We start from the raw sequence: 12,648 nt of genomic DNA, 5'->3' as shown, positions 1-12,648 counted from the left end.
CTTTATAATATGCATGTTTCAATGGGCGCTGCGCCCTCAGGTCTTACACCAAGGTATTTCATGGAAAACTCGGAAAAGTTGAAAAACAGTAAAGAAGTCATCGCCTATCTGGCCGAATGCTTCCCCCAGTGCTTCGTAGCGACCGGCGAAGCCAAGCCGCTGAAAATTGGTATTTTTCAGGATCTGGCCGCCCGTCTGGCGGAGGATCCCAAGGTATCCAAGACCCTGCTGCGCACGGCGTTGCGTCAGTACACCTCCAGCTGGCGTTACCTGCACGGCCTCAAGGCCGGCCAGATCCGGGTAGACCTGGACGGTGAGCCTTGTGGCGAGCTGACCCAGGAACATGTGGATCATGCCAAGGGTGCGCTCAAGGAAAGCAAAGAGAAGGTGTTTGGTCCGCGCAAGGACAAGCCTGCCGCCAAAAAGCCCAAGCCCAAGCCCCGCAAGGTGGATCCGGCGGCCCTGACCGTAGAGCAGAATGTCAAAGTATTGCTGGGCAAGTCACCGGTTCCCGCTACCATTAAAGAAGTGACTCGCGATGATGTTCAGGTGGAACTTAAAACCGGCATGTCCATGCGCGTCAAGTTTGAGCATCTTATTCTTTAAGGAGTAGGGTTTGATCAGTCCCGGAATTCGTTTGTCTCTGGTAGCCGCCGGTATCATGGCGGCGGGAATCGCCTGGGCGGTACCGCCGGCCATCGATGCCTCCGCCATTCCTGTCTTGGCACCGGAAAGTCAGCATGCGGCTGCCAGCAAGCGGGTTACCGCGCTGTTCACCCGTTCTCATTATCGTCAGTTCCAGCTTGATAATGCCTTCTCGGAAGCGATCTTCGATCGCTTCATCGAAAGTCTGGATTACAGCAAAAACATTTTTACTCAGGCCGATATCGCCCGCTTCGAGCACTATCGTGACGGATTCGATGATGCGCTGAGAGCTGGCCGGCTCGACATTGCCTTCAATATGTATAACGACAGTCTGCAGCAGCGTTATCAGCGTCTGGTGTATGCCCTGTCGTTACTCGATACCCCCATGACCTTCGACGGTCAGGAGCAGTATCAGTTCGATCGTCGCAAGGCCGACTGGCCCAATGACGGGCAGGAGCTGGACCGGCTCTGGTATCAGCGGGTCAAATACGACGCCCTGAGTCTGGCGCTGGCCGATAAAGAGTGGGACGAGATCCGCGATACCCTGGGCAAGCGTTACAACAACGCCATCAAGCGTCTGGCCCAGAGTGAAAGTGAAGATGCCTTCCAGAGCTTTGCCAATGCCTTTGCCCGGGCCATAGAGCCGCACACCAGTTATCTCAGCCCCCGCAATGCCGAACGTTTCGAGACCGAAATGAACTTGTCGCTCGAAGGCATCGGCGCCGTATTGCAGGCCGAAGACGACTATACGGTGATCCGCTCCCTGGTGCCGGGCGGTCCTGCCGCCAAGTCCGGTGAGCTGCAGCCCGAAGACCGGATTATCGGGGTGGGGCAGAGTGCGGACAAGGTCATCGACGTGATCGGCTGGCGGCTGGATGAAGTGGTTGACCTGATCAAGGGGCGTAAAGGCACCCGGGTCTGGTTACAGATTCAGCGTGGCAAGGCGGTAACGGCAACGCCAAAAGTGATCGAGCTGACCCGTGACACGGTTCGACTGGAAGACAGAGCCGCCAGCGGCAAGGTATTGCAGATCGACGGTGAAAACATCGGTGTTATCGAAATTCCGAGCTTCTACGTCAATCTCAGCACCGATGTGGCGGAAGAAATCAACAAGTTGAAAACCCAGGGTATTCAGGGGCTGGTCATCGACCTGCGCGGCAATGGGGGTGGCGCCCTGACCGAGGCCTCGGCCCTGACCGGTCTCTTTATCGACAGCGGCCCCGTGGTGCAGATCCGCGATGGCCTGGGCCGTATTTCGGTCAATGGCGACGAGGACGACATGCTGGCCTACGAGGGGCCGATGACGGTGCTGGTGGATCGATATTCTGCTTCGGCTTCCGAGATTTTTGCCGCCGCCATGAAAGACTATGGTCGGGCGGTGATCCTGGGTGAAAACACCTTTGGCAAGGGCACGGTGCAGCAGCATCGCAGCCTGTCGCGCATTTACGATCTTTACGAAAATCCCATGGGTTTTGTGCAGTTCACCATCGCCAAGTTTTATCGTATCAACGGTGGCAGCACCCAGAACAAGGGGGTGCGACCGGATATCCCGTTCCCGACCCCCATAATGGCGGAGGAAACCGGTGAAAGCCTGGAGAAGAACGCACTGCCCTGGGATCAGATTGCCAGCCTCGACTTCAAGCGTATTCGGGATCTGACGCCGCTGCTGGGTCAGCTTCGTCAGCGCCATCAGGCGCGAATCGAACAGGATCCCGAATTTGTTTATGTCTTTGAAGACATCAAGGAATACAAGAAGCTGAAAGACAAGGACTCGGTTTCACTCAATCTTGTTGAGCGCAAAACCGAGATGGAAGAGCAGGACGCCAAGTCTCTGGCCCGTCTTAACGACCGCTTACGCCGGGCCGGACTGGATCCGGTCGATTCCCTCGATAATATCCCCGGCGATTTCGAGCCGGATGACGGCTATCTGAAAGAAGCGGCACGCATTACCGCCGATTTGGCCCGACTGCTTGGCTGAAACCCCCGCCCGGATCCGGCTTGACCGGATCCGGGCTTTCTCATTAAAGCCCCCTCCGACGACCTTAACGAGATCTCCGCTATGACCCAAACAAAACCGCAAGTGCAATATCGCGAAGATTATCAGCCACCTCATTACTGGATTGATACCCTGGATCTGGACATTCAGCTGCATGACAGCGCCACCGAGGTGGTGGCCATCAGCCGGGTGCGCAGTAATGGCGAGCACGACGAACCGCTGGTACTGGACGGCGAGCAGCTCGAATTGCTGCAGGTGGCCGTCAACGGAGTGGACATCGAGCAATACCAGCAGACCGAGAACGGACTTGTCCTGTCTCAACTGCCGGAAGCATTCGTGCTGACCATCAAGACCCGAGTCAACCCGGCCGCCAACACGGCGCTGGAAGGGCTCTACAAGTCCGGCTCGGCCTTCTGTACCCAGTGTGAAGCCCAGGGGTTCAGACGCATTACCTATTATCTGGACAGACCCGACGTGCTGGCGCGGTTCAGCACCCGGATCACCGCCGATGCCGCCGCCTATCCCTATCTGCTGTCGAACGGCAACCGTGTCAGTCAGGGCAGCCTCGATGACGGCCGCCACTGGGTGCAATGGCAGGATCCCTTCCCCAAACCGGCTTATCTCTTTGCCCTGGTGGCGGGCGACTTCGATGTATTGCGCGACCGCTACACCACCATGAGCGGACGGGACGTGGCACTGGAGATCTTCGTCGACAAGGGCAATCTGCACCGGGCCGGGCACGCCATGGACAGCCTCAAGGCCTCCATGGCCTGGGACGAGCAGCGCTGTCATCTGGAGTATGATCTCGATATCTACATGATAGTGGCGGTAGACTTCTTCAATATGGGCGCCATGGAAAACAAGGGCCTCAATGTCTTCAACGCCAAGTTTGTGCTGGCGGATGCCACTACCGCCACCGACAGCGATTACCTGGATGTGGAACGGGTGATCGGTCATGAATATTTTCATAACTGGACCGGCAACCGGGTGACCTGCCGCGACTGGTTTCAGTTGTCGCTGAAAGAAGGGTTGACCGTGTTCCGGGATCAGGAGTTTTCGTCCGATCTGGGTTCGCGTACCGTGAACCGCATTCAGAACGTACGCATCATGCGCGGTCCCCAGTTTGCGGAAGACGCCGGACCCATGGCGCACCCCATCCGCCCGGATGCGGTGATAGAGATGAACAACTTCTATACCCTGACCGTGTACGAGAAGGGCTCGGAAGTGATTCGCATGCTGCATACCCTGCTCGGCGAGCAGGCGTTTCAGCAGGGGCTGGCGCTGTATCTGCAACGCCATGACGGCCAGGCCGCCACCTGTGATGATTTTGTGGCGGCGATGAGCGAGGCCAGTGGCCGGGATCTGACCCGTTTCCAGCGCTGGTACAGCCAGGCCGGCACCCCGGTGCTGACCGTGACCGACGACTTTGATGCCGAGCAGCAGCGCTACACCCTGACCGTGCGTCAGCATACCCCGGCCACCAGGGAGCAGGCCGGCAAGTTGCCGCTGCATATTCCGCTCAGCCTGGCGCTTTACACCGAGCAGGGCGAGCCGTTGTCGCTGCGGGTCAAGGGCGAGCCCGTCGGTCCGGTGCTGGATGTGCTGGAAGACGAGCAGCAGTTTGTATTCGAACAGATTCCGTCCCGGCCGGTTCCTGCGCTGTTGCAGGGGTTTTCCGCCCCGGTCAAGCTGAACTATCCCTATAGCGATGAACAGCTGACCTTGCTGGCCAAGAGCAGCATCGACGAATTTGTGCGCTGGGATGCGGTGCAGATGCTGATCAACAAGGCGGTGGTGGACAAGCTGTCTCGTCTGCAGCGCGGTGACGTCGCGCTGTTGCCGCGTACCCTGATCGATGTGTTCCGTACCACACTGGAAGATGCCGCCCTGGATCGGGCCCTGCAGGCACAGATGTTGACGCTGCCGGATCTGGGCAGTTTGCTGGAGCTGTTCGAACAGGTCGATATCGGCTTGCTGGGGCAGGTGCACCAGCAGTTGCAGGCGGAGCTTGCCGAGGCCCTGCGACCCCTGTGGCAGCAGGCCTATGAGCAGAATCTGACCCCGGAATATCGCATCGATCATCAGGATATGGCACGGCGGGCGATGAAAAACGTGGCACTCGGCTACCTGGCCCTGGCCGGCGATACGGCGAAGGTGCAACAACAGTACCGGCATGCCGACAACATGACCGACACCCTGGCGGCCATGAAGGCGGCGGTACGGGCCGAGGCGGATGAGGCCGAGGCCATGCTGGCCGACTTTGAAGCCCAATGGCGTCAGGATGGTCTGGTGCTCGACAACTGGTTCCGGCTGCAGGCGACGGCACCGGGCGAGGGCACGCTGGCGCGGGTACGGCAGCTGATGGCGCATCCGACCTTCAGCCTGAACAACCCCAACCGGGTGCGGGCCTTGATCGGTGCCTTTATATCGGCCAACCCGCTGCAGTTCCATCGTCTCGATGGTGCCGGTTATGATCTGCTGGTGTCGGTGCTGGAGCAACTCAATGACAGCAACCCGCAGGTGGCATCACGGCTGGTGACGCCGCTTATCCAGTTTTCCCGGCTGGATGATGCCCGCCAGACCTTGATCAAGGCACGGCTGCAGCAGCTGATGGCATTGCCCGCGCTGTCGCGGGATCTGTATGAGAAAATAAGCAAGGCGCTGGCCTGATGCAGCGGCTGCGTTTTCGGCTGGCCATCGGCAGAGCGCAGCTGCTGCAGTATTATCAGGGTCATACTGCCGCCCTGTCGGTCATTACCGAGCAGGGATTGCGGCTGCAGGTGGCCCTGCATCATTTTCGCGGTTTTGTTGGTCACGACGGCCTGAACGGCCGCTTTGAAATCGAGTTGACCGAGCAGCATCAGCTGCATCGACTCCAACGCCTGTCCTGATCCTGAATACAAGGCAGGCCGGCAAACGGGCCTGTCTGCCTTTATTTGGTTTGTCTTTATCGTCACCCTCGCGAATGCGGGGGCCATGCTAATTATTCAAAATAATACTAAAACAATTCATTTATGTTTAGATGATTGTTTTGCAAATGTTTTTCTACACTTTGTATATGTTCTGCACACTCGTGATCGAGTCGATACTTTGACACCTTTTTCCGTGGCGTTGCTCGCATTCGAAATAGTGCGGGCTTACACTGTTTTTGTCCCGTCGGGGCTCCACTTCCCCATGGTCATTGCCTGTATCCGAGGAACACGACGCCATGATATTTAAAGAAGCTGCAACGTCCGTTTTACTTGAAAATGTGAATCAATTGGTAGACGACAAGTTTTCCGATAATACCGCGCCCCTGGTAAATACTTTCGTCAGCAAGCTTTACAGCGGTATGACCCATGACGATCTGCATCATCGTAACGATAGCGATCTGTATGGTGCTGCGGTCAGTCTGTGGGGTTCTTTTGAAACCCGAGTCGAACAAACGCCCTATGTGCGCGTCTATAATCCCGAGTTGTCCCGCCACGGTTGGCAGTCCCCTCATACCATCGTCGAACTGATCATCAAGGACGCGCCTTTTCTGGTGGACTCCATCCGCATGGTATTGACCCGGCAGGGCATTACTTCACACCTGATGCTGCACCAGCCGATGCATCTGGTGCGCGACGAGCAGGGCAAGCTGCAACAGATACTGTCGAGCAGTGACCAGAAAAAGCAGAATCGGGTAGAAACCGCCTTTCTGATCGAGATCGACCGGCAGCCCCAGGAGAAAACCCGGGATCAACTGCGTGACGAGTTACTGTCGGTGGTAGAAGAAGTGTCGCTGATGGTCGGTGACTGGCAGCCGATGGTAGAGCGCTTCGGTGACATCATCAAGGATCTGCCCAGGCAGGCCAAGAGCGCCAAACCGGAACACCTGAAGGAAACCCTGTCTTTTCTGAGCTGGGTGGCAGATCACAATTTTACCCTGATGGGCTACCGCCGTTATCATATTTCCGCCATCGAAGGTGACTACGAACTGGTACCTGAACAGGACACCAGCCTGGGCCTGATGCGTCATGTACAGAAGGGCGACAACCTCAAGTTCAGCAGCCTGACCGCGACCGCACGCGAAGCGGCGTTGAGCAAGGATATCCTGGTACTGACCAAGACCAACCATAAATCCCGGGTACACAGACCGGCCTATATCGATTACATCGGTATCAAGCGTTTCGACGACAAGGGCAATGTGGTGGGGGAAGATCGCTTTATCGGCCTCTATGCCTCCAGCATCTACAACACCAGCGCCATGCAGATCCCGCTGATCGGCGCCAAGCTCAGACGCATCATCGACGACTCCGGCCTGGAGCACGGCTCTCATGCCTACAAGGCGCTGCTCAATATTCTGGAAACCTATCCGCGTGATGAACTGATACAGGCGACCGAAAAGGAACTGCTGGATATCGGCATGGGCGTACTGGCCATGCAGGAGCGGGACATGACCCGGCTTTTTGTACGCCGGGATCTGTTCGGCCGCTTCTTCTCCTGCATGGTGTATGTCACCAAGGAGCGCTACAACACGGCATTGCGTGAAAAGACCCAGCGCATATTGCAGCGTTATTTTGGCTCGGAAGAAGAAGTGGAATTCACCACCTATTTCTCGGAAGGCGTACTCGCCCGTACCCACTATCTGATCCGGGTGCCGAACAATTCGATGGATATCAACGTGAACGAAATTCAGGCCAATCTGATCGAAGCCGCTCGGAGCTGGGAAGACAAGCTGGAGCAGGCCCTGTCTGTCAGCTTCGGTGAAGCCGAAAGCAATCGACTGAAAGAAAAATATCGCAATGCCTTTCCGCGTGCCTATACCGAGCATGTCATGCCCGGCTCGGCGGTAGGCGATATCGAAAAACTGGAAGCGCTGAACGATAACAACCCGCTGGGCATGCTGTTCTACCGGGCGCAGGAAGAAGAGCGGGACTCCAATCGGGTACGCCTCAAGCTGTATCACAGAGCCGAGCCCATTCATCTGTCCGACGTCTTGCCGATGCTGGAAAACATGGGCCTGCGGGTGATCGGTGAAACGCCGCATGAAATCGAGTGTACCGATGAAACCTTCTGGATCCTCGACTTCTCCATGTATTACACCGGTGCACCGCTCGATCTGGACAGCAGCCAGGAGCGGTTTCAGAAAGCCTTTGCCCAGGTGTGGAACAACGAGCTGGAAAGCGACGGTTTCAACCGGCTGGTACTGGCGGCGGGACTGAGCGGTCGGGAAGTGACCATATTGCGTGCCTACGCCAAGTACATGCGCCAGACCGGTGTGACCTTCAGCCAGAGTTATATCGAAGAAACCCTGTCCCGTTATCCGGAACTGGCCGCCCTGCTGTTCAGCCTGTTTCAGCGTCGGTTTTCGCCCAAACTCAAGCAGGATCCCAGGCAGGAACAGAAACTGCATCAGCAGTTGATCGAAGAGCTGGACAAGGTCGCCAACCTGGATGATGACCGTATCATCCGCCGCTACATGGAGATGATAGAAGCGACCCTGAGAACCAACTTCTATCAACCCGCCGCTGACGGCCGCGACAAGGCCTATATCTCGTTCAAGATGGCACCCGAAACCATCAGCGACATGCCGTTGCCCTTGCCCAAGTTCGAGATCTTCGTCTACTCGCCGCGAGTGGAAGGGGTGCACCTGCGTTGGGGCAAGGTGGCGCGGGGCGGCTTGCGCTGGTCCGATCGCCGGGAAGATTTCCGTACCGAAGTGCTCGGCCTGGTCAAGGCGCAGCAGGTGAAGAACACCGTCATAGTGCCGGTCGGCGCCAAGGGCGGTTTTGTCTGCAAGCAGTTGCCGGTCGGTGACAGGGCCGCTTTCCTCAAGGAAGGCCAGAACTGCTACCGTCTCTTTATTCGTGCCCTGCTGGACGTAACCGACAACATCATTCAGGGGGAAGTGATCCCGCCCAAGAATGTGGTGCACCATGACGAAGACGACTATTACCTGGTGGTGGCGGCCGACAAGGGAACGGCAACCTTCTCCGACATTGCCAACGAAATCAGCGCCGAGTATGGCCACTGGCTGGGCGATGCCTTCGCCTCCGGCGGCTCTGTTGGTTACGATCACAAGAAAATGGGCATTACCGCCCGCGGTGCCTGGGAATCGGTGAAGCGCCATTTCCGGGAAATCGGCATCGATTGTCAGCAGACCGACTTTACCGCCGTCGGTATCGGTGACATGGCCGGCGATGTGTTCGGTAACGGCATGCTGCTGTCCGAACATACCCGTCTGGTGGGGGCCTTCAACCACCTGCACATTTTTATCGACCCGGATCCGGATGCCGCCAGCACCTACCAGGAGCGGGAGCGTCTGTTCAATACACCGGGCTCCAGCTGGGACGATTATGATCGCAGCCTGATTTCCGAAGGTGGCGGCATCTTCCTGCGCTCGGCCAAGTCGATCAGGCTCAGCCCGCAAATGAAGAAACTGCTGGGTACCCAGAAAGCCACCCTGACCCCGACCGAGGTGATCCGTCATCTGCTGCTGGCCGACATCGATCTGTTGTGGAATGGCGGTATCGGCACCTACGTCAAATCACGGCGGGAAAGCGATGCCGAAGTGGGCGACCGCGCCAATGATGCGGTACGGGTAAACGGCGAAGATCTTCGCACCCGTATCGTGGGCGAGGGCGGTAACCTGGGCTGTACCCAGCTGGGCCGGATTGAATATGCCGCCAACGGCGGGCGCATCAATACCGACTTTACCGACAACGTCGGTGGTGTGGATTGCTCGGATAACGAGGTCAACATCAAGATACTGCTCAACGCCCTGGTCGACAAGGGTGAACTGACCAGGAAACACCGGGATCAGCTGTTGTACGACATGACGCAGGATGTGGCCGACATAGTGCTGACCAACGCCTACCGTCAGTCTCAGACCATCTCCATTACCGAGCATCGTGGCGCCAGCCCGCTCAAGGAGCATCAGCACTTCATGCACTGGCTGGAGCGGGAAGGGAAACTCGACCGCAACCTGGAATATCTGCCGAACGACGAAGAGCTGGCCGAGCGCATGGCGGCCGGTCGTGGTCTGACGCGACCCGAGCTGGCCATCTTGGTGGCTTACGGCAAAATGGTGCTGAAAGACCTGCTCAATGTGCCCGAACTGACCGATAACGACTACATCGCCCGATTGCTGCCAGCCAGCATGCCGGCCAAGCTGGTGGACAGGTTTGGTGAGGCGCTGATGGAGCATCCGCTGCGCAGTGAAATTATCGCGACCCGTCTGGCCAATATCATGGTCAACGACATGGGCTTCAACTTCGCCAACCGGCTGCAGGATGAAACCGGTGCCAGCATGTGCGACATCGCCGTCAGCTTCATGATTGCCCGTGAAGTCTTCGGCATGAACCAGCTGCTGCGTGATATCGAAGCGCTGGACAACAAGGTGGCGGCCGCTACCCAGCTGGAGATGTTCTATCAGGTGCGTCGCATGATTCGCCGGGCGACCCGCTGGTTCCTGCGTTCGCGTAACCGTAACCAGAGCATCGAGCAAAGCATTGCCCAGTTCAAACCGGCCTACGCCTCGCTGACCGAACACCTCTATCAGGTGATGGTGGAGTCCGAGGTCAAGGAGCACAAGAACGAGGTTATCAAGCTTGAGAAACAGGAGGTGCCGACCTCCATTGCCGAGCGAGTGGCGCAGATGAGCAGCCTGTTCTCCGCGCTGGATCTGACCCAGGTTGCGGCCGAGCATGACAGAGATATTCGACTGGTGGCCGAGCTGTACTTCCATCTGGGTGCCGAGCTGGAGCTGCACTGGTTTCTGGAACAGATCAACAAGCAGGCGGTGGGCAACCACTGGCAGGCACTGGCCCGGGCTGCCTTCCGGGAAGATCTGGATTATCAGCAGCGCAGCCTGACGTCCGTGGTATTGAAACGCTGTAAAGCCAAGGTTGAATGCGCTAACATGCTCGATCAGTGGCTTGATGAGCATGAGCATTTACTGAATCGCTGGCGCCATCTGCTGGCCGATTTCAAGGCGTCCGGCAGTCATGAATTCGCCCAGTTCTCGGTCGCCATGCGCGAGCTGAACCTGCTCCATCTCAATTGTATGAACGCCGTCTAAATTTCACGGTGTCAAACACAAGAGCCCCGGCCATGACCGGGGCTTTTTTTATGAGGAAAAATACGTGTATTCACTGGTTAAACCCCTGCTTTTTCAATGTGACCCCGAACATGTCCACGAACTGACCATCAAGGGGCTGGCCAAAACCCAGCACGGCCCGCTGGCGGCCTTGTATCGTCGTCCCAACATCCATAATCCGGTGCAGTTGATGGGACTGACCTTCGATAACCCGGTCGGGCTGGCCGCCGGACTCGACAAAAACGGGGACTGCATTGATGCCTTCGCCGCCATGGGATTCGGTTTTATCGAAATAGGAACCGTCACGCCGCGGGCCCAGCAAGGCAATGACAAGCCGCGGCTGTTCCGCATCAAGGAAGCCGACGCCATCATCAACCGCATGGGATTCAATAATAAGGGTATCGATTATTTAATCGAGAATGTCAGGCAGTCGCGTTACAAAGGCGTGCTGGGTATTAATATCGGCAAGAATAAAGATACCCCCATCGAACACGGCAAAGACGATTATCTGATTTGCATGGAAAAAGCCTATGCCCATGCCGGTTATATTACCGTGAATATTTCTTCGCCCAATACCCCGGGCCTGCGTTCGCTGCAATACGGCGAGGCGCTCGACGACCTGCTGTCTTCACTCAAGCAGAAACAAGGAGAACTGGCCGCGCAGCATAACAAACAGGTACCGCTGTTGGTCAAGATAGCGCCGGACTTGTCGATGGAAGAAATCGAGCAGGTGGCCGACAGCCTGGTGCGCTTCGAGCTCGACGGTGTCATCGCCACCAATACCACCCTGGATCGGGAACTGGTATTCGACTTGCCCCATGCTCATGAAGCAGGGGGCCTGAGTGGTCGGCCGGTACAGAATAAAAGTACCCTGGTGATCAAGGAATTATCGCGCCGACTGGATGGCCGACTGCCGATTATCGGCGTCGGGGGGATCGATTCACTGACTGCCGGCAGAGAAAAAATGGCGGCCGGTGCCAGCCTGGTACAGGTGTATTCCGGCTTTATCTATCAGGGACCGGCACTGGTTCAACGTCTGGCCCGTCACCTGTAACGGATATTATTGGTCTGACAGTTTGCTCCCCACGCTCAAATACAATATAAATGAAGGTATCGGGGAGCAAAACGACAATTTTATTATCACAAGGTGTGGCTGGGATGTTATTACAACCAAATGATGGCTGGCGCTGGTTTATGGGCGAGGATCGACACCTGATGCTGGATTTGGGGGTGGAAATGCAGTTCAGCACCCCCTATATCAAGAAACAGCTGGTGTGCTCCGATAATATGGAACAGTGTTTTTCGGTAGAAGATACCGGCCTCTATTACCGTTTTCTCGATCAATTGTCCTCGATTCGCGCCCCCGCGCAACGGGTGCAGGCTGCGCTGAACGGCATTGCCATCGCCCGCTTTTACAAACCCCTGATGCCACAGAGCTGGTTTTTCGAGCCCCAGGCCGATTATCATCAACCGGATCTGGGTGAGTTGATAGCACTCGACATTCAGACCGAGCAGCTGACCATGATGGTGGTGGAAACCTCGCCGTCGGCGACGGTCTGCATGTCCTTGTCGGCGGGGCAGTTGCTGGCGGAGACCAAACAATTACCGACCTTTGGTGCCATCAAGGTGATGAACGACAGGATCATCAGTCTGGAAGTATCATACCGGGAAGAAGAAATCAGGAAAGTGGGATAAGCAAAGCGAAAAGACAGCCGTAAGCGGTAAGCGATAAGAAAAGTAATGATTGGATTGAAACGTATGGATTATAAACTGAATAAACTGAGCTGATAGCTGGTTATGGATAATGAATAGAAAATAGGGATATTACAGGGGAGGGGATTCGTTGCTACAAGTTGGTTGCGGGAGCCGGATTCGAACCGACGACCTTCGGGTTATGAGCCCGACGAGCTACCAGACTGCTCCATCCCGCGCCATTGACTTGCGC

At 56.7% G+C, this 12,648-nt stretch carries 7 protein-coding genes and 1 tRNA gene; 7 read left to right on the top strand and 1 reads right to left on the bottom strand.

Going from position 1 to position 12,648, the window contains the following annotated elements:
- Positions 1-60: 60 nt before the first annotated feature.
- The 7 genes from proQ (at position 61) to HNR62_RS02660 (ending at position 12,398) form a co-directional block, all read left to right on the top strand.
- Entirely contained in the window at positions 61-606 is a 546-nt protein-coding gene (gene proQ, locus HNR62_RS02690) for an RNA chaperone ProQ (RefSeq protein ID WP_204794548.1), read from the top strand.
- A gap of 10 nt (positions 607-616) precedes the next feature.
- Complete coding sequence (prc, locus tag HNR62_RS02685; RefSeq protein ID WP_204794547.1) at positions 617-2,623, top strand: carboxy terminal-processing peptidase; 2,007 nt, start codon at positions 617-619, stop codon at positions 2,621-2,623.
- 81 nt (positions 2,624-2,704) lie between these two features.
- Positions 2,705-5,311, top strand: coding sequence for an aminopeptidase N (gene pepN / locus HNR62_RS02680; RefSeq protein WP_204794546.1), 2,607 nt, complete (start codon positions 2,705-2,707; stop codon positions 5,309-5,311).
- Entirely contained in the window at positions 5,311-5,532 is a 222-nt protein-coding gene (locus tag HNR62_RS02675) for a DUF2835 family protein (RefSeq protein WP_204794545.1), read from the top strand. The genes pepN and HNR62_RS02675 overlap by 1 nt, the downstream gene beginning before the upstream one ends.
- Before the next feature lie 317 nt (positions 5,533-5,849).
- Complete coding sequence (locus HNR62_RS02670; protein WP_204794544.1) at positions 5,850-10,685, top strand: NAD-glutamate dehydrogenase; 4,836 nt, start codon at positions 5,850-5,852, stop codon at positions 10,683-10,685.
- A gap of 64 nt (positions 10,686-10,749) precedes the next feature.
- Positions 10,750-11,757, top strand: a complete 1,008-nt coding sequence (pyrD, locus tag HNR62_RS02665) for a quinone-dependent dihydroorotate dehydrogenase (RefSeq protein WP_204794543.1) — start codon at positions 10,750-10,752, stop codon at positions 11,755-11,757.
- Between the two features lie 104 nt (positions 11,758-11,861).
- Positions 11,862-12,398: a cell division protein ZapC domain-containing protein gene (locus tag HNR62_RS02660; protein ID WP_204794542.1), complete on the top strand. Its 537-nt coding sequence runs from the start codon at positions 11,862-11,864 to the stop codon at positions 12,396-12,398.
- A gap of 159 nt (positions 12,399-12,557) precedes the next feature.
- On the opposite strand, the gene HNR62_RS02655 is transcribed toward HNR62_RS02660, so the two are convergent.
- Positions 12,558-12,634, bottom strand: a tRNA-Met gene (locus tag HNR62_RS02655).
- Positions 12,635-12,648 lie beyond the last annotated feature (14 nt).

Source organism: Oceanisphaera litoralis (assembly GCF_016907015.1).
Lineage (GTDB): Bacteria > Pseudomonadota > Gammaproteobacteria > Enterobacterales > Aeromonadaceae > Oceanimonas > Oceanimonas litoralis.
Note: the sequence above shows the minus strand (reverse complement) of the source record. Positions and strands in the feature narration are given on the sequence as shown.